The sequence below is a fragment of the Variovorax sp. LjRoot84 genome (genome assembly GCF_964254305.1).
Taxonomy (GTDB): Bacteria; Pseudomonadota; Gammaproteobacteria; order Burkholderiales; family Burkholderiaceae_C; genus Variovorax.
Genome location: NZ_CAXUTE020000001.1, coordinates 4,465,572 through 4,483,963, shown reverse-complemented (window position 1 = coordinate 4,483,963; position 18,392 = coordinate 4,465,572). Strand labels below are relative to the sequence as shown.

The window sequence follows — 18,392 nt, the reverse complement described above, 5'->3', positions numbered from 1 at the left end:
CTGACGACCAATGAGGCTACTCCAAAAGCGCGTGCCCTTCGTGTAGTGGGAACCACGAGGGGGCCATGGCGCGATCGATACACTCGGGCCGCATTCGCGCTCCAACCGAGCACATAACCACGACCGAGGGCCCGCCATTCATGGCAGTTCAGCAATTCACAACCATGGACCCAGATGTCGTCGTCATCGGCGGCGGGCCTGCCGGCTCGACCGTCGCCGCACTGCTCGCGGACAAGGGCCACGACGTGGTGCTTCTCGAAAAGGCACATCACCCGCGCTTTCACATCGGTGAATCGCTGTTGCCGATGAACATGCCGCTCTTCGACCGGCTGGGCGTGCGCACCGAGGTCGAAGCCATCGGCATCGCCAAGCACGGCGCCGAGTTCGTCTCGCCCTGGCACGACCACACCAGCCTGTTCTTCTTCGGCGAGGCGATGGACAAGTCCTTTCCGTACGCCGTGCACGTGCGCCGTTCGGAGTTCGACGAACTGCTGTTCCGCCACGCCGCCAAGCGCGGCGCGCGCACCTTCGAAGGCCACAAGGTCACGCAGGTTGACATGGACGCCGGCAAGGGCAGCGACGGCCGTGCGCTGGTGACGGTGAAAGCCGAAGACGGCACCGAGACCGCCTGGCGCCCGCGTTTCGTGATCGATGCCAGCGGACGCGACACCGTGCTGTCGAACCGCTTCGACGCCAAGCAGCGCAACCGCAGGCACGCGAGCGCCGCGCTGTTCGGCCACTTCGCGAACGCCCGGCGTACGCCCGGCCGCTACGAAGGCAACATCACGCTGTTCTGGTTCGACCACGGCTGGTTCTGGTTCATCCCCTTGCTCGATGGCACCACCAGCGTGGGCGCGGTCGCCTCGCCGGCCTACTTCAAGCAGCGCAAGGGCGATCTCACCAGCTTCCTGATGGAAACCATCGCGCTCGCGCCCAAGCTGGCCGAGCGGTTGAAGGATGCCACCCTGATCGAGGGCGCGACGACCACCGGCAACTATGCCTACGACTCGAAGTTCTGCCGCGGCGACCGCTTTGCCATGATCGGCGACGCCTATGCCTTCGTCGACCCGATGTTTTCGTCCGGCGTCTACCTGGCGATGAACAGCGCCTTCGAGAGCGCCACGGCGGTCGATCACTGGCTCAGGGGCGAGGCCAGCCAGGCGGAGCGGGCCTTCCGCCGCTTCGAGAAGGTCATGAATCACGGGCCCCGGATGTTCTCGTGGTTCATCTACCGCATCACCTCGCCGGCCATCCGCCGGCTCTTCATGCAGCCGGAGAACAACGTCTGGCGCATGCGGGAAGCGCTGCTGTCGATCCTGGCGGGCGACCTGTTCCGCGGCACGCCGGTCGGCCCGCGGCTGCTGGGCTTCAAGGTGATCTACTACCTCTCGTGCATCACGATCCTGCCGCAGGCCTTCAAGACCTGGGCCTGGCGGCGCCGGAACCTGAAGGAGGCGCTGGCAGCCGCTGGTCAGAACCCGGCGGAGAACCTCAACATTCGCGGCTGATCGCTCAGTCCGGCTGAACCGGATGCTGCGCCAGCGCTTCCAGAGCCTTCACCAGCGCCGAATGGTCGGACTGGCCATGGCCCAGGGCGGCGCAGGCGTTCATCAGTTGCGCAGCACCCGCCGTCTGCGGCAACGCCACGCCCAGAGAACGTGCGCTCTGCATCGCAAGGTTCAGGTCCTTCTGGTGCAGCGCGATGCGGAAGCCCGGCGCGAAGGTGCGCTTGATCATGCGCTCGCCGTGCACTTCGAGGATGCGCGAGGACGCGAAGCCGCCCATCAGCGCCTGCCGCACCTTGGCCGGGTCGGCGCCGGCCTTGCTGGCGAACACCAGCGCCTCGCCGACGGCCGCGATGTTGAGCGCCACGATGATCTGGTTGGCCACCTTGCAGACCTGGCCGTCGCCCGCGCCGCCGACCAGCGTGACGTTCTTGCCCATCTTCTCGAGCAGCGGCCGCACGCGGCCGAAGGTGCCCTCGTCGCCGCCGCACATGATGGTCAGGCTGGCCGCCTTGGCACCCACTTCGCCGCCCGAGACCGGCGCGTCGATGTAGCCGCAGCCGAGGTCGACGATTTTCTGCGCGAAGCCCTTGGTCGCGATCGGATCGATGGAGCTGCAGTCGACCACCGTCTTGCCCTTGGTCAGTGCGCCCGCGACGCCGTTCTCGCCGAACAGCACTTTCTCCACGTCGGGTGTGTCCGGCACCATGATGAAGACGATGTCGGCCTGCTTCGTCACCTCGGCCGCCGAGGCGCATACCGTGGCCTTGGAAACGAAGAGCTCGGGCACCGGGCCTTGGGTGTTGACGAAGAGCTGGTGGCCGGCATCGAGCAGGTGGCCGGCCATGGGCGCGCCCATGATGCCGAGGCCGATGAAACCGATCTTCTGGGGTGCCGTGTTGGACATTCGCTGAGTTCCTTGTCTGTGTGTACTTATTGCGTGAGGGCGGTGCGCCAGCCGAGGCCGTTGACGGTGTCGCTCTTCGGCTTGTATTCGCAGCCGATCCAGCCCGTGTAGCCGGCGGCATCGATGTGCTTGAAGAGCCACGGGTAGTTGATCTCGCCGGTGCCGGGCTCGCCGCGGCCCGGGTTGTCGGCCAGCTGGATGTGGCCGATCTTGGCCATGTTCTTCGCGATCGTCGCGCCCAGTTCGCCTTCCATGCGCTGCGCGTGGTAGATGTCGTACTGCAGCAGCAGGTTGGCCGAGCCGACTTCCTCGATCAGCGCCAGCGCCTGGTCGGTGCGGGTCAGGAAGAAGCCGGGAATGTCGAAGTGGTTGATCGGCTCGATCAGGAGGCGGATGCCCGCGCCCTCGAGTTCCTTGGCGGCGAAGCGCAGGTTCTCGACCGCCACCTTGTTCGCCTCGGCCGGGCCCACGCCCTGCGGCAGCTTGCCCAGCAGGCAGTTGAGCTTGGGGCAGCCCAGCGCCGTCGCGTAGTCGATCGCCATGCCGACGCCTTCGCGGAACTCGCTCACCCGGTCGGGATGGCAGCCGATGCCGCGCTCGCCGCCGTCCCAGTTGCCGGCGGGCAGGTTGTGCAGCACCTGCTGCAGGCCGTTGGCACGCAGGGCGGCGGTCAGTTCCTTCTTGTCGTAGGCATAGGGGAACAGGTATTCGACCGCTTTGAAGCCGGCCTTGGCGGCGGCCTCGAAGCGTTCCATGAACGGCAGCTCGGTGAAGAGCATCGTGAGATTCGCTGCGAATCGGGGCATCTGTGTTGTCTCCTCGGGAATCAGTCGAGCATTGCCACGCCAACGGCCGTGGGCGCGTCTTCGCGGTTTTCGGCCAGCGGCTCGAATTCGTTGACGGCGTCGATCTCGGTGCCCATCGAGATGTTGGTCACGCGCTCCAGCATCACCTCGATCACCACCGGTACGCTGAACTCGGCCATCAACGCTTCGGCGCGCTGGATGGCGGGCTTCATCTCTTCCTGCTTGTAGACGCGGATCGCCTTGCAGCCCAGGCCCTCGATCACCTTGAGATGGTCCACGCCGTAGCTGCGCTCGACGCCGCTGTCAACGCCCGCGTTGATGTTCTCGAAGCCGAGCTGCACGCAGTAGTCCATCTCGAAACCGCGCTGCGCCTGGCGGATCAGGCCGAGGTAGGAGTTGTTGACCACGATGTGGATGTAGGGCAGCTTGAATTGCGCGCCCACGGCCAGCTCCTCGATCATGAACTGGAAGTCGTAGTCGCCCGAGAGCGCGACGATCTTGCGCGTCGGGTCCGCGGCGCGCACGCCGAGCGCGGCGGGAATGGTCCAGCCCAGCGGGCCGGCCTGGCCGCAGTTGATCCAGTTGCGCGGGTTGTAGACGTGCAGGAACTGCGCGCCGGCGATCTGCGAAAGCCCGATGGTGCTCACGTAGCAGGTGTCGCGGCTGAAGTTGCGGTTCATGCACTGGTAGACGCGCTGCGGCTTCATCGGCACGTCGCCGAAGTTGGTCTTGCGCAGCATCGTCTTCTTGCGCTCGAGGCATTCGCCGGCCCACGTGCCGCGGTTCGGCAGCTGGCCCTTGGCCTTCATGGCCTCTGCGACCTCGACGAAGAGCTCGAGCGCGGCCTTGGCGTCCGACACGATGCCGAGGTCGGGCGTGAAGACGCGGCCGATCTGCGTCGGCTCGATGTCGACGTGCACGAAGGTGCGGCCCTTGGTGTAGACCTCGACCGAGCCGGTGTGGCGATTCGCCCAGCGGTTGCCGATGCCGAGCACGAAATCGGAAGCGAGCATGGTCGCGTTGCCGTAGCGGTGGCTGGTCTGCAGGCCGCACATGCCGGCCATCAGCGGATGGTCGTCGGGGATGGTGCCCCAGCCCATCAGGGTCGGGATCACCGGCACGCCGGTGGCCTCGGCGAAGCGCACCAGCAAGTCGCTGGCGTCGGCATTGATGATGCCGCCGCCGGCCACGATCAGCGGGCGCTCGGCCGCGTTCAACATCGCGATCGCCTTCTCGATCTGCGCGCGCGTGGCGGCCGGCTTGTAGGGGGTGAGCGGCTGGTAGGTGTCGATGTCGAACTCGATCTGCGCCATCTGCACGTCGAAGGGCAGGTCGATCAGCACCGGGCCCGGGCGGCCCGAGCGCATCAGGTGGAAGGCCTGCTGGAACACCTGCGGCACCTGGCCCGGCTCGCGCACCGTGACCGACCACTTGGTGACCGGCTTGGAGATCGACTCGATGTCCACCGCCTGGAAGTCTTCCTTGTAGAGCCGCGCGCGCGGCGCCTGGCCGGTGATGCACAGGATCGGGATCGAATCGGCCCACGCCGAGTAGAGGCCGGTGATCATGTCGGTGCCGGCCGGCCCCGAGGTGCCGATGCACACGCCGATGTTGCCGGCGATGGCGCGGGTGTAGCCCTCGGCCATGTGCGAGGCGCCTTCGACGTGGCGCGCCAGGATGTGGGCGATGCTGCCGTGCTTGCGCAGCGCCGAGTAGAGCGGATTGATGGCGGCGCCGGGCACGCCGAAGGCCTGGGTCACGCCTTCTTTTTCCATCACCAGAACGGCGGCCTGGGCCGCGGTCATCTTTGCCATGTTGCTTGTCTCCTTCAGAGGCCTCGACTGTAGGAATTCGAGGCCTCGTGCAGAAGGCGGCGCCGGACCATAAAAGCTATTCCAGGGCGGAATAACTGGCTACGATCCAGGGCATGGATCGACTGTTGGCAATGGAGATGTTCGTGCGCGTGGTGGAGACCGGCAGCTTCTCCAAGGCGGCGCGCGAGTTCAACACCACCCAGCCCACCGTGACCAAGCAGGTCGCGGCCACCGAGGCGCGGCTCAAGGTGCGCCTGCTCAACCGCAACACGCGCGGCGTGAGCCTCACCGAATCGGGCGCGCTCTACTACGAGAAGTGCAAGTCCATCGTGCGCGAGACCGAGGAGGCCGAGAGCGTGGTGCGGCGGCGCGAATCGCAGGCGCAGGGGCTCTTGCGTGTCGGCACCTCGGTCGCCTTCGGCCGGCGCGTCGTGGTGCCGCTGGCGCTGGAGTACATGGCGCGCAACCCGCAGGTGCAGGTGGATCTCAGCTTCGAGGACCGCTACGTCGACCTGATAGCGCAGGGCATCGACGTCGCGGTGCGCATGGGCAAGCTGGCCGATTCCTCGCTGGGCGCGCGCTTTCTCGGCATGAACCCGTGGGTCATGGTGGCGGCGCCCGGCTACTTGAAGAAGCACGGCACGCCGAAGCGTGCGCAGGACCTGAGTGCGCACGTGGCGCTGATCTACAGCAGCGTGGTGGGCGACGACGTCTGGCGCATGCACACGCCCAAGGGGGAGCCGGTCACGGTGCCGGTCACGGGCCGGCTGCGCTCCAACAATCTTTCGGCCGTACTCGCCGCGGCACGCGAGGGGCTCGGCATCGCGCTGATGCCGCGCTACGTGGCGAGCGATTCGCTGGCCGCGGGCAAGGTGGTCGAGGTGCTGCCGGGCCATGCACTGCCCGAGCAGGAGATCCACGCCGTGTTCCCTTCGCCCAAGCTGGTACCGGGGAAGGTGTCGAGCTTCGTGGCCTTTCTGCAGGGGCGCTTTGAGGAAGGGTGGTGGGAACGGTAGGGCGACGTCGCTGTGCAGCCATGTTTCACATCGGTGGCATCTTGTCGAATTTCGGCAGGGCCGGATCGAGGTGGTCCCAAACGTAACCGCGCACGCCATAAGTCACCATTTGCGGCTTGTATCGGCTTGTATCGGCTTGGATCGTCGAGGCTCGCAGCGCGCACGGTGAAAAAATCAGGCATCGCCGCGAACGTCATATACACCGGTGATCCGCAGGCGGGGCAGAAGGCACGAGTCTTCACATTGCCGCTATCGCCAACCATGTCCCAGTGGCTCGCTTCGCCCTTGAGTTTCACGCCCGTGCGCACGAAGGTCAGATGGGATCCGTGCCCGGTGCCGCTCTCGCGCTGACAGTCGCGACACTGGCAGTCGTTCGTCACCACCGGCTCGCCGGAGATTTCATAACGGATCGCCCCGCAGGCGCATCCGCCGGTATATGCCTCGGTCATGCTTTCTCTCCTTCAAGTGATCAGGGGCCCAACGTCACGCCGGCGCCGATCAGCACGAACACCGCGCCGAAGATCTGGTTGAAGCGCTTGCCGCTGCGGTGCAGCCAGCCGCGCATGCTGCTGGCCAGCAAGGTCATCAGAAGTTCGACAAAGAACTCGATCACTGCGAATGTCGCGGCCATCACGACGAACTGCGTCACGAGGTCGCGATGCGGGTCGATGAAGGGCGGCAGGAACGCGACAAAGAATAGAACTGCCTTGGGATTGGTCACCGCAGACAGGAAGCCCTGGCTGAAGAGGCTCCATCCATGGCGCGGCCGCTGCCGCTGCGGAGCGACCTCGAGTGCAGGCGGCGGCGAACGCCACACCTGGATACCCAGCCACACGAGGTAGGCACCGCCGAGCCACTTCATCACCGTGAGCGCCTGTGCTGAAGCGCCCAGCACGGCACCGATGCCGAACATCGACAGCGCGAGCACGAGCACGAAGCCGAGCACGCCTCCGCAAATCGTGAACAGGGTGATGCGCCGCCCGTAGAGCGCGCCGTGCGTCAGCGCGAGCAAGCCGTTGGGGCCGGGCATCAAGGCCAGGCCGGTGGCCGCTGCCAGATAGACCAACCAAGTGCCGAGCGCCATGATTGCGAATCCGTACGAGTGAAGGAAAGTGGATGCACTGTCACACACCGTGCGTCAAACACCGAAGTAAGATTTGGACGTGTTACCAGCCGATTTGGACATCGCCAGAACCGCGGTTCGCAAGCGACCCGGCCGCGTCGTGCTGCCGCCTGCGCAGGCGAAGCCCATCGCGCCGGACGTGCGCGTGCTCATCCTTCCGCTGCCGGATTTCGCGCTGCTGCCCTTTGGCGGCTTTCTCGACAAGCTGCGCTTCTCGGCCGACGATGAGGACTACAGCCGGCAGCGCCATTGCCGCTGGGACATCGTGGGCCTCAAGGCCGGCACTGTCACTTCGAACAGCGGCGTGGAGATCTCGATCCAGCTCACGCCGCAGCAGGTGTGCTGGTCCGACTACGACTACCTCGTCGTCTTTGGCGGCCGCAGCGCCACCGACACGCGGCGCCGGGCGCGGGCCTACGCGTCGCTTGTCAAGGGCGCGGTGCGGCATGGGCTCACGCTCCTGAGCATGGACAACGGCTGCTTCCTGCTTGCGGAGCTTGGGCTGTTGGATGGGCACAAGGTCGCGCTGCATCCGCGGCACGCACTGGAATTCGAGGCCGCATTCCCGCGCATCCCCATCAAAACCGAGCAGCTCTATCTCTTTGATGGCAAGCGCATCACCTGCGCAGGCGGCAGCGCCGCGATCGACGTGGCCGTGGAGCTGCTGGTGCAGCACTGCGGCCGCGCACGCGCGCTCAAGGGCCTGGCTGACATGCTGGTTGACGAGCCGCGCGCAAGCCGCCATCTGCTCAAGTCGCAAAGTGCCGAGCCGCAGGTCGGCCGCTACGTCGGTCGCGCCATCGGCCTGATGCGCAAAAGGCTCGCCAGCACGTGTTCGGTCGCTGATATCGCGAGCAGCGTGGGCATCAGCCGGCGCCAGCTCGACCGCCGCTTCCTGCAGCAGTTCGAGCAGACCGCGCAAGCGTACTGGCAGGAGATGCGGCTGCAGCACCTTCGCTGGCGCTTGCTCAACGCCGATAGCAGTCTTGCCGCGCTGGCCGACGAAATCGGCGTGCGAGACGCAAGCTATGCCGGCAAGCTTTTCAGGCGTCGCTTCGGCGTGAGCACGGGGGACTTCAGGAAAGAGGCCGAGAGGCAAAGAGTCGAGGCGGCGAATGCATCGCCTGCGCTTTCGCGACGCGTGAGGCAGCGCTGAGGCCTGCAGGCCCTTCGCGGATCGGTCATACGGATCGTCCATAATGAGAATGACTCTCATTTGCTCTCCATTGCCAAAGTCGATTTGTGCTCGAGCGCTACTACCAGGAACTGCTGAATTTCTGCTCCCGCACGGCGCGCAGCCGCGATGCCGCGGCCGATCTGGTGCAGGAAAGCTATGCGCGCGTCCTCGCGGTGCAGCGCTCGGGCCAGGCGGTGCCCGAGCCGCGCGCGCTGCTCTATCGCACGGCGCGCAACCTGCAGATCGACCAGTACCGCCGCAGCGAAGTGCGCGGCGAGGCGCTGCAGCCGGATGCTGAGGAGGCCGCCCTCGATCTCGACGAACTGGCCGCGCCGCGGGCCTTCGAGCCCGACATGGCCGCCGCCTCGGGCCAGGCGGTGAGCGCCATGCTCGCCACCATCGACGCGCTGCCGCTGCGCTGCCGCGAGGCTTTCATCCTGCACAAGTTCGACGGCCTGCCGCATGTAGAGGTGGCCGAGCGCATGGGCATTTCGCGCAAGATGGTCGAGCAGCACATTCAACTGGCCATGCAGGCCTGCCGGCGCTGCAAGAACGCACTCGATGGCACGGCATAGGGTTTCAGGCCGTTCGTGCGTCTACATGAAGGAGCCGAATACTGCGCCATGACCACACAGCCGCCAGCCGAACCGCCAGCCGCGTCATCCGCAGAGCCCGAGAGCACGGCTCTGGCTTGGCTCGTGCGCCAAAGGGGCGGGGGCTTCGGTGCCGCCGACGAAGCCGCGCTCCAGGCCTGGCTGGCTGCGGATGAGGCCCACGGCAAGGCCTTCGCGCGCTGGCAGCGCGACTGGGATGCGCTCGATGCGCTGCCGGCGGAGGGCGTGCGCAGCCTGCGGAAGAAGCTGACCGGGGACAAGGCCGCGGCGCAGGCGCGATCGCATCGCCGCGCCTGGTGGCACCAGCTGACGGCCCTGGTGCCGCAAGGGGCCGTCGCCGCAGCGGCTCTCGTGGTGTGCTGCGGCGGCTACCTGGCCTGGAACCACTGGCAGCAGCCGGTGTTCGCCCAGAGCTTTGCCACCGCGCGCGGCCAGCAGCTCGCGCTGACATTGCCCGACGCCACACACCTGCGGCTCGACACCGCGAGCCGTGCCGAGGTGATCTTCCATCGCCGGCGCCGCGAGCTGCGTTTGCCCGAGGGCCAGACCGAGCTTCAGGTCAAGTCCGATCCCTCGCGTCCTTTCGACGTGTGGGCGGGGCCGCTGCGCATCACGGTCGTCGGCACCCGTTTCTCGGTGCGCCACACACCCGGCATCGCGGGCAACCAGAACGTGCGCGTGGCGGTGGAGGAGGGCCGCGTGCGCGTGGCCGGCGATGGCGCCGCCGTAGAACTGAGGGGCGGCCAGCAGATCGTCAGCGATGCGGCAGGCCGGCTCGGCGCTGTGACTGCCGTGCCGGCCGCCGGCATCGCCCCCTGGCGCGACAGCCGCGTGAGCTTCGACAACGCGTCGGTGGCGCAGGCGCTGGCCGAATTCGAGCGCTATGGCCCCGCGAAACTGATCGTGCGCGACCCGGCTGTGGCTGCGCTGCGGGTCACCGGCACTTTCGATCCGCGCCGGCTCGACAACTTCTCGCGCGCACTGCCGCAGGTGCTGCCGGTGCGGCTGCGCGAGCACGACGGCATGACGGAGATCGTTTCGGCCAAGTAATCGCGAAGCGAAAAAAACTTTGCGGCCCACCTGGGGTTTCGCAAAGCCGGTGCGTCTACATGGGAAGGATTCTTATTTACCTTTCCCGCAAACGAACGCATGCCCCGCCCCCGCTTCCACGCCGCGCCGCTGGCTCTGTTCGCGGCATTCGCCTTTGCCGCTACCGCCGCGCACAGCCAAGCCTCCACCCCGGTGCCGATCAGCATCGCGGCGCAGCCGCTGGCGCAGGCGCTCAACGACGTGGCGCGCCAGACCGGGCTTGAACTGATGGTGCCGCCCGCGCTGGTGGCGGGCAAGACGGCGCCGGCCGTCTCGGGCCGGCTGACGCCCCGGCAGGCGCTGGACCGCGTGCTGGCCGGCAGCGGGCTGACGGCGTCTGTCGACGGCAATGCCGTGGTCGTCAAGGCAGCGCCGCCGACATCGGATGCCGCGGGCTTGCCGGTGGTGACGGTCAGCGCCAACGCGGAGCAGGACAGCGCCACCGGCGTGAACGGCTACGTCGCCAGGCGCAGCGCTTCGGGCTCCAAGACCGATACGCCCATCATCGAGACGCCGCAGTCCATCTCCGTGGTGACCAAGCAGCAGCTGGAAGACCAGAAGCCGCGCGCCATCAACGAGGCGCTCAACTACACGCCGGGCGCTTTCACCGGCCTCGTGGGCTCCTCCAACCGCTACGACTACGTAGCCCTGCGCGGCTTCAAGGACAGCAGCGTCGACAGCACCCTGCTCGACGGGCTGCGCATGCTGAGCGATCAGGGCAGCTACACCTCGATGCAGGTCGACCCCTATTTCCTGGAGCGCATCGACGTCGTGCGCGGGCCGGCCTCGGTGCTCTACGGGCGCGCGTCGCCGGGCGGTGTGGTGGCCCTGACCAGCATGACGCCCCAATTCGAGCCCCACCGCGAAGTCCAGCTCACCGTCGGCAACCGCAACCGCCTGGAGGGTGCGGTCGACCTCACGGGGCCTGTCGATTCCAACGGCGTGGCTGCGTTTCGCGTGACGGCGCTGGCGCGCAAGCTGGACTCGCAGTTCGACCACGTGAAGGAGGAGCGGCGCGCCATCGCGCCTTCGCTCTTGATCAAACCCTCGAAGGACACGCGCCTCTTGCTGCAGGCCTACCTCCAGGACGATCCCGAGGGCAGCTACCACAGCGGCGTGCCGGCGGACGGCAGCATCAACGCCCACCACAACGGCCGCCGGATTTCGCGCTACTTCTTCGATGGCGATCCGAGCATCGAGAAATACCATCGCACCCAGCGTTTCGTCGGCTACCAGTTCGAGCATGCCTTCAGCGAGCAGCTGAAGTTCCGGCAGAACTTCCGCTACGTCACGGCGGACACCACGCTGCGCCAGGTCTACGGCTACGGCTGGGCGAGCGCCGACGAGTTGACGCGCTTCTACTCCGGCGCCCGCGAATCGACGCGCGGCCACACGATCGACAACCAGCTCGAAGGCCGCTTCCAGACGGGCGCGGTCGAGCACACGCTGCTCGCGGGCCTGGACTACCAGAAGCGCCAGGTCGACGGCAGTTGGGAGTCGGGAGGCGCGTTGCCGGTCAACGTGTTCGCCCCCGTCTATGGCTTCCCCGGCCTGAGCGACGTGACGAGCTTCCCGATCGACCGCCGCTTCGAGCAGACCGGCTTCTACCTGCAGGACCAGATGGCACTGGGCCGCTGGCGCCTCACGCTGGGCGGCCGCGAGGACCGGGCCCGTGCGTCGAACCAGATGGGCACCGGCGCCCCGGCGCAATGGAGCGGCTCCAAGTTCACCAAGCGCGTCGGCGCCGTCTACCTGTTCGACAACGGCGTCGCGCCCTACGTCGGCTATTCGGACGGCTTCAATCCGAGCCTGCGCAACGACCGGCAGGGCAACATCCTGCCGCCGGCCGAAACCGAGCAGGTGGAGGCCGGCGTCCGCTGGCAGCCCAAGGATTCGAACACGCTGCTCTCGGCGGCCGTGTACGACCTGGAGCAGAGGAACGTCGCCACGCGCCCGGTGGGCGCCGCCTACTTCGAGGCTGCCGGCAAGGTGCGCTCGCGCGGGCTGGAGCTGGAGGCGCGCTCGCAGCTGACGCGCGACGTGTCGGTGCTGGCGACCTACACCTACACCGACATGAAGTACATCGAGTCGCCGGACGGCTTCACCGGCAAGACGCCCTACCAGGCGCCGCGCCACATGGCTTCGGTGTGGGGCGACTGGAGCTTCGCGCCGGGCTACACGGTGGGCGGTGGCGTGCGCTATGTGGGCACCAGCTGGGTCGATAACGCCAACAGCTTCAAGGTGCCCTCGTACCTGCTGGTGGACCTGATGCTGCGCATCGACCTCGGGCGCCTGAACCCGTCGCTCAAGGGCTCCAACCTGCGCCTGGCCGCGAACAACCTTTTCAACAAGTCGCATGTGGCGTCGTGCATGAACCAGGACTACTGCTACTGGGGCGACGCCCGCAACGTGACTGCAACCTTCACCTACCAGTGGTAGGGGAAACAAGGAGATGGCGTGCGATGAGACAAGACATTCATGAATTCATCGGAATCGGGCTCGGGCCCTTTAATCTGAGCCTGGCCTGCCTGGCGCAGCCCATTGCCGATCTGAACGGCATCTTCCTCGAGCGCAACTCGGAGTTCAGCTGGCATCCGGGGATGCTGATCGACAACACCACGCTGCAGAACCCCTTCCTGGCCGACCTGGTGAGCCTGGCGGACCCGAAGAGCCGCTTCAGCTTCCTCAACTACTGCAAGGAAGAGGGCAAGATCTACTCGTACTACTTCCGCGAGAGCTTCTACCTGACGCGCGCCGAGTACAACCGCTACTGCCGATGGGCCGCGGCGCAGTTGAGCAACGTGCGCTTCGAGTACGAGGTGCAGGAAGTCGTCCACGACGCCGAGCGCAACTGCTATGTCGTGACCGGCGTGCGCGGGCCGAAGCGCGAGCCTTTCGTCCTGCGCGGCCGCAAGTTGGTGCTGGGCGTGGGCTCCAAGCCGCTGTTCCCCGCCTGCTGCAAGCCGGGCGAGCACCGCTATCTGCACACCGCCGACTACATCGAGAGCAAGGCGCAGCTGCAGCAGAAGCGCTCCATCACCATCATCGGCAGCGGCCAGAGCGCGGCCGAGGTCTATCACGACCTGCTCAAGGAAGCCGAGGCGCACGACTACAGCCTGACCTGGATCACGCGCTCGCCGCGCTTCTTCCAGATGGAGACCACCAAGCTCACGCTGGAGATGTTCTCGCCGGACTACATCGACTACTTCTACAACCTCGACGAAGAGAAGAAGGAGCGCATCGTCCGCACGCAGGACAGCCTCTACAAGGGCGTCAACGCCAGCCTGATCAACCAGATCTACGACCTGCTCGACGACCGCCGCACGCGCGGGCGGCTCCGCACGCACCTCATCACCAACTGCGAGCTGCAGGACTGCCGCTACGACGCCGCCGGCGGCAGCTACGAGATCGAATTCCGCCAGCTCGATTGCGAGGCGCGCTATGCGCACCGCACCGAGGGCCTGGTCTTCGCCACCGGCTACCGCGAGAACATCCCGCCCTTCATCGAGGGCATCCGCCATCGCCTGCGCTGGGACGAGAAGGGCCGTTACCGGCTGGCGCGCAACTACGCGGCGGACTTCAACGGCAACGAGATCTTCGTGCAGAACGCCGGCCAGCACACCCACGGCATGACCAACCAGGACCTCGGCATGAGCTGCTGGCGCAACTCGCTCATCCTGCGCGAGCTGACGGGCGTGGAGCACTACCGCATCGAGCGGCGCATCGCGATCCAGGATTTTTCGATTCCCGCGAGCGCGGACTTCGTCAGGCTCTGAAGCGGAACACCATGAGCCTCAGATTTCACATCATCGCGATGACGGTGCTGGCCGTCATCAGCGACGCCATCCTGATTCCCTTCTATCCGCAGTTCTTCAGCGCGCGCTACGGGCTGGACAGCGCGGTCCATGTGGGCGCCTACGTGGCGGCCATCTCGATCGCCGTGATGTGCACGCTGCCGATCTGGGCGCGCGTGGCGCGCCGCGTCGAGCCTCTGTACCTGCTGGTCTACACGCAGTTCGCCGCCGGCACTTTCAGCCTGCTCTGCGACTGGGCGCCCGACGTCGAGACGTACTGGATGCTGTCGATGCTGATGTTTATGTGCAAGAGCAGCTACCTGCTGATGTACCCGTACATGATGCGCCTCACGCCCAAGGACGAGCACGCGGCCACCATCGGCGTGCTGTCGGTGGTGGTGCACTTCGGCGCCATCTTCGGCGCCGTGGTGGGCGGCCTGGTGCTCGAGGCCTGGGGGCCGCGCGCCAGCATCTATGCGATGGCCGCCGGCGACTTCTTCCAGATGGTGGTCTGCATGTACCTGATCCGGAGCGGCAAGATCGTGCGCGGCAACAGCGGCGAGCATGCGCAGGCGGCCGCCGCCGCTGCTGCCGCGCCGCGCCGCTTCGACTGGCGTGCCCGGCTGCCGATCCTGCGGCTGGCGCTGGTGATGCTGCTGTTCGACTTCAGCGCCTACCTGATCCGCCCCTTCTTCTCGGTCTACTGGCAGAAGACGACCGGCTACGACAGCGAGCTGATCTCCGGCATGGCCTTCGCCATCCCCGGCGTGGTCGCCATCGTCGCGCTGCGCCTGCATGCCCGCATCCGCGCGCGCGGCGGCCGGCTGCCCGACCACACCGTGGGCAACCTGCTGCTGGGCATGGTCGGCCTGCTGCTGCATGCCGCGCCGGACCCGGTGTGGATCGTGCTGGGGCGCGTGCTGTACGGCTGGGCGCTGTTCCAGATCATCGTCAAGCTCGAAGTCAACCTGTTTCGCCTGTCGACGCCTGAGCGCTATGCCCACGACTACAGCATCACCAACTTCTTCCAGAACCTGGGGGTGCTGCTGTCCTCGTTCGCGGCCGGCGCCATCGTCGATCGCTACGGGCTGCACCTGCCCTTCCTGCTGGCGGCGGGTGGCTTCGTGCTGACCGCGCTGCTGGATCGCCTGATCCTCAACGTGCCCAGCGCCGATCATGTGGCCAAGCTGGAGGTGCCGGCCCATGCGAATTGACAGCGTCCACCGCCGCGCCCGGGCCGCGCTGGCGTCGTACCGCGATGCGGAGGGCTTCGTGTTCCGAGCGCTGCGCATTCCGCAGGACGTGCCGATGCTGCACCGCTGGTTCACGCAGGAACGCGCCGCCTTCTGGCTGATGCAGGACAAGACCGAAGACGAAGTCCGCGAGGCCTACCAGGCCTTGATGGATTCCGGCACCGCCACCGCCTACATCGGCCTGCACGAGGGCCGGCCCGCCTTCCTGGCCGAATGCTACGACCCCGCGCACGACCGCATCCGCAGCTTCTACGAGGTGCGGCCCGGCGACCTGGGCATGCACATCTTCGTCGGGCCGTCGGATGTGCGCATTCGCGGCTTCACGCGCGCCGTGTTCCACGCGCTGATGCGCTTCATGTTCGCCCAACTGGGCGCTGAGCGCATCGTGGTGGAGCCGGACGCCACCAACCAAAAGATCCACGCACTGAACCGGTCGGCAGGCTTCGTCTACGACCGCGACGTTGTCTTCACCGAGAAGATCGCCAGCCTCGCCTTCTGCACCCGGCGAGATTTTGAACAGGCCACGGCCGCCACCCTGGAGGAAATCCATCCATGAACCTCACCCTCGTGAACCAACTCTCGCAACACCCGGCCGAGGCCGCCGCACACCTGACGCCGGAGGTGTGGGCCCAGGCCAATCGCCTGCTGCTGCGCAAGGCGATCGCCGAATACGCGCACGAGCTGATCGTCGAGCCGGAGCAGCTGAAGCCGACCACCGGCGGCTTCGCGCTCTACGAGCTGCTGTCGGACGACGGCGCCGTGCGCTATCTGTTCGAGGCGCAATGCCTGGCACTGCGCCATTGGCATATCAAGCCGGAGTCGATCCGCAAGCTGGTGGGCGACGTCGACGAGCCGCTCGATGCGTTGCAGTTCATCATCGAATGCCGCCAGCGCCTGGGTATCCGCGAGGACCTGCTGCCGATCTACCTCGACGAGATCAGCAGCACGCTGTTCGGCAGCGCCTTCAAGCGCATGAAGGCCGATGCGCCCAGCAGCGCCGAGCTCGCCGACGCCACGGACTTCCAGACCATCGAGGTCGGCATGACCGAAGGTCACCCGGGCTTCGTCGCCAACAACGGGCGGCTGGGCTTCAATGCGGTCGACTACCGCGCCTATGCGCCGGAGGCCGGCTCCGACATCCGCGTGATCTGGCTGGCCGTGCACAAGGACAACGCCGCCTTCGCCAGCATCTCCACGCTGAGCTACGAGCAGCTGCTGGCCGAGGAACTGGGTGCCGAGACGGTCGGGCGCTTCACCGCCCGGCTGCACGAACTGGAGGTCGACCCGGCCGACTACTACCTGATGCCCGCGCATCCGTGGCAGTGGTTCAACAAGCTGTCGATCGCCTTCGCCGGCTACGTGGCGCGGCGCAAGATCATCTGCCTGGACTACGGCGACGACCGCTACATCGCCCAGCAGTCGATCCGCACCTTCTTTAACACCAGCGACCGTTCCAAGCGCTATGTGAAGACCTCGCTGTCGATCCTGAACATGGGCTTCATGCGCGGCCTCTCGCCTTACTACATGTCGGGCACGCCGGCCATCAACGAGTTCATCAAGAAGCTGGTGACGGACGACGAGTTCCTGCGCGCGAACGGATTCACCATCCTGCAGGAGGTCGCCTCGATGGGCTTCCGCAACCACTACTACGAGGCCGCGATCCCGCTCGATACGCCCTACAAGAAGATGTTCTCGGCGCTGTGGCGCGAGAGCCCGCTGCCGCTGCTGCGGCCGGGCGAGCGCCTGATGACCATGGCCGCGCTGCTGCATGTCGACAAGGACGGCCATGCGCTGCTGCCCGAGCTGATTCGCCGCTCCGGCCTCCCCACCGTGGCCTGGCTGGGCCGCTATCTGCAGGCCTACCTGACGCCGCTGCTGCATTGCTTCTATGCGCACGACCTGACCTTCATGCCGCACGGCGAGAACCTGATCCTGGTGCTCTCCGGCCAAGTGCCGGTGCGTGCCATCATGAAGGACATCGCCGAGGAATGCGCCATCCTCGACATCGCGGCCAAGGCAGGCCTGCCGGAGCGCGTCGATCGCATCGCGGTGGATGTGCCGGACCATTTCAAGCTGCTCGGCATCTTCATCGACGTGTTCGACGGCGTGCTGCGCCATATCAACCAGGTGCTGGTGGAAAACGACTGCTGCAGCGAAGACGAGTTCTGGCGCGCCGTGGCCGACTGCGTGCACGACTATCAGGATGCGCACCCGGAGCGCGCCGCCAAGTACGCGCACTACGACATGTTCGTGCCCGAGTTCCTGCATTCCTGCCTGAATCGCCTGCAGCTCGGCAACAACGTGCAGATGGTGAACCTGTCCGACCCGGCCTCCAGCCTGAAGATGGCGGGCAACCTCGTGAACCCCATCGCCAAGTTCCGCCGCCGCCCGGCGGCGCAGGCGTCATCGGCCGCGCTGGCGGAAAGCGTGGCGTGACCCTCGGCATGCAGGCGAGCGTGAGCGGTTACGTCGTTGCCGGCGCGATGCCGGCCGCGCGGCCCGATCCGGATCTCGCCCGCATGCTGCGGCTGGCGCAGCGCATCGTTCCCGGGTTGTGCGGCACGCAGGGCAGTGAGGTCTTGCCCGGCGCGCTGCGCGAAGCCGACCAGACAAGCCTGCGCGCGCTGTGCCGCCACTGGGCCGAGGCCTATCCGGAGGCCGGCGCGCACTACCGGGCGCTGCGCTGCTGGGGGCTGGCGATCTGGCAGCCGGTCTATCTGAGCGTGATCGCCGCGCACCTGGACACGCACGTGCCGCGGCTCGCCGGTCTCGCGCAGCCGGTGGCCGAGGGTTTTCCGCGCGGCTTTCAGCTGCCCGTCCATGCGCCGGTCACAGGGAGCGCATCGGCGCGCATGGATGCCGCGGCCGCCGAGCTGCGCGTGTTCTGCGATTCGATGCGCGCGGCGCTGGCACCCTCGGTGGCGCTGCATGCGCGCGCGGCCGATCGCCTGCAGGCCGAATGCGTGCTCGGCGCCTTGCTGCTGGTGCATCGCCACGCGCCGGCCTGCAGCGACAGCGAGCTCGCCGCACTCGGCGCGGCCTGGCTTGCGCGCCTCGGCATCGCCGGCGGCTGCGGTTTCTTCGCCTACCGGGCGCGCGACGGCACGCCGGCGCTCGCGCTCGACCGCAAGGTGTGCTGCCACCACTTCCGCCGCCGCGACGGCGAGCAGTGCAGCACCTGTCCCAAGCTCCCGCTCGACACGCGAATCGCCCGCCTGCTGGCCGATTCCTGATCCATTCCCGCGATGCGCCGCCGCCGGCCTGGTCCGGTGCATCCCGTCACGCCTTGGAGAT

Annotated in this window: 15 protein-coding genes and 1 pseudogene; 11 read left to right on the top strand and 5 right to left on the bottom strand. The window is 66.9% G+C overall.

The window, feature by feature from the left end; translation table 11 throughout:
* The first annotated feature begins 164 nt into the window (after positions 1 to 164).
* Entirely contained in the window at positions 165 to 1,508 is a 1,344-nt protein-coding gene (locus ACSQ9I_RS22265) for an NAD(P)/FAD-dependent oxidoreductase (RefSeq protein ID WP_436314502.1), read from the top strand.
* Between the two features lie 4 nt (positions 1,509 to 1,512).
* On the opposite strand, the gene ACSQ9I_RS22260 is transcribed toward ACSQ9I_RS22265, so the two are convergent.
* The 3 genes from ACSQ9I_RS22260 to gcl are packed head-to-tail and all read right to left on the bottom strand — an operon-like array spanning position 1,513 to position 5,032.
* On the bottom strand, positions 1,513 to 2,412 hold the full coding sequence (locus ACSQ9I_RS22260) for a 2-hydroxy-3-oxopropionate reductase (protein ID WP_436305005.1): 900 nt from the start codon (positions 2,410 to 2,412) through the stop codon (positions 1,513 to 1,515).
* A 26-nt stretch (positions 2,413 to 2,438) separates the two neighbouring features.
* Positions 2,439 to 3,218, bottom strand: a complete 780-nt coding sequence (hyi, locus tag ACSQ9I_RS22255) for a hydroxypyruvate isomerase (RefSeq protein WP_436314501.1) — start codon at positions 3,216 to 3,218, stop codon at positions 2,439 to 2,441.
* 20 nt (positions 3,219 to 3,238) lie between these two features.
* Positions 3,239 to 5,032, bottom strand: coding sequence for a glyoxylate carboligase (gene gcl, locus ACSQ9I_RS22250; RefSeq protein ID WP_436314500.1), 1,794 nt, complete (start codon positions 5,030 to 5,032; stop codon positions 3,239 to 3,241).
* Between the two features lie 113 nt (positions 5,033 to 5,145).
* Between gcl and ACSQ9I_RS22245 the strand changes: the two genes are divergently transcribed.
* Positions 5,146 to 6,048 carry a LysR substrate-binding domain-containing protein gene (locus ACSQ9I_RS22245; RefSeq protein WP_436305002.1) on the top strand — a complete coding sequence of 301 codons (903 nt, stop codon included), beginning with the start codon at positions 5,146 to 5,148 and terminating at the stop codon, positions 6,046 to 6,048.
* A 176-nt stretch (positions 6,049 to 6,224) separates the two neighbouring features.
* On the opposite strand, the pseudogene ACSQ9I_RS22240 reads toward ACSQ9I_RS22245, so the two are convergent.
* Positions 6,225 to 6,497 (bottom strand): annotated as a pseudogene (locus ACSQ9I_RS22240) (GFA family protein); the annotation flags it as partial.
* A gap of 20 nt (positions 6,498 to 6,517) precedes the next feature.
* Positions 6,518 to 7,132, bottom strand: coding sequence for a LysE family translocator (locus tag ACSQ9I_RS22235; protein ID WP_436314499.1), 615 nt, complete (start codon positions 7,130 to 7,132; stop codon positions 6,518 to 6,520).
* Between the two features lie 94 nt (positions 7,133 to 7,226).
* Here ACSQ9I_RS22235 and ACSQ9I_RS22230 point away from each other — a divergent pair, with 94 nt between their 5' ends.
* The 9 genes from ACSQ9I_RS22230 to ACSQ9I_RS22190 all read left to right on the top strand — a co-directional run bounded on the left by ACSQ9I_RS22230 (position 7,227) and on the right by ACSQ9I_RS22190 (position 18,331).
* Complete coding sequence (locus ACSQ9I_RS22230; RefSeq protein ID WP_436314498.1) at positions 7,227 to 8,327, top strand: GlxA family transcriptional regulator; 1,101 nt, start codon at positions 7,227 to 7,229, stop codon at positions 8,325 to 8,327.
* Between the two features lie 86 nt (positions 8,328 to 8,413).
* Positions 8,414 to 8,923, top strand: a complete 510-nt coding sequence (locus tag ACSQ9I_RS22225) for a sigma-70 family RNA polymerase sigma factor (RefSeq protein WP_093111249.1) — start codon at positions 8,414 to 8,416, stop codon at positions 8,921 to 8,923.
* 48 nt (positions 8,924 to 8,971) lie between these two features.
* Positions 8,972 to 10,012, top strand: a complete 1,041-nt coding sequence (locus ACSQ9I_RS22220; protein ID WP_436314497.1) for a FecR family protein — start codon at positions 8,972 to 8,974, stop codon at positions 10,010 to 10,012.
* Positions 10,013 to 10,111: 99 nt separating this feature from the next.
* The gene (locus tag ACSQ9I_RS22215) at positions 10,112 to 12,490 is read left to right on the top strand and encodes a TonB-dependent siderophore receptor (RefSeq protein ID WP_436314496.1); all 2,379 of its coding nucleotides are present in this window, start codon (positions 10,112 to 10,114) and stop codon (positions 12,488 to 12,490) included.
* Between the two features lie 23 nt (positions 12,491 to 12,513).
* A complete protein-coding gene (locus ACSQ9I_RS22210; RefSeq protein WP_436314495.1) occupies positions 12,514 to 13,827 on the top strand; it encodes a lysine N(6)-hydroxylase/L-ornithine N(5)-oxygenase family protein in 1,314 nt (437 codons plus the stop codon).
* A gap of 11 nt (positions 13,828 to 13,838) precedes the next feature.
* Positions 13,839 to 15,059: an MFS transporter gene (locus ACSQ9I_RS22205; RefSeq protein WP_436314494.1), complete on the top strand. Its 1,221-nt coding sequence runs from the start codon at positions 13,839 to 13,841 to the stop codon at positions 15,057 to 15,059.
* On the top strand, positions 15,049 to 15,654 hold the full coding sequence (locus ACSQ9I_RS22200) for a GNAT family N-acetyltransferase (RefSeq protein WP_436314493.1): 606 nt from the start codon (positions 15,049 to 15,051) through the stop codon (positions 15,652 to 15,654). Before ACSQ9I_RS22205 ends, ACSQ9I_RS22200 begins: the two co-directional genes overlap by 11 nt.
* Complete coding sequence (locus tag ACSQ9I_RS22195) at positions 15,651 to 17,534, top strand: IucA/IucC family protein (protein ID WP_436314492.1); 1,884 nt, start codon at positions 15,651 to 15,653, stop codon at positions 17,532 to 17,534. Before ACSQ9I_RS22200 ends, ACSQ9I_RS22195 begins: the two co-directional genes overlap by 4 nt.
* Complete coding sequence (locus ACSQ9I_RS22190; protein WP_436314491.1) at positions 17,531 to 18,331, top strand: siderophore ferric iron reductase; 801 nt, start codon at positions 17,531 to 17,533, stop codon at positions 18,329 to 18,331. Before ACSQ9I_RS22195 ends, ACSQ9I_RS22190 begins: the two co-directional genes overlap by 4 nt.
* Positions 18,332 to 18,392 lie beyond the last annotated feature (61 nt).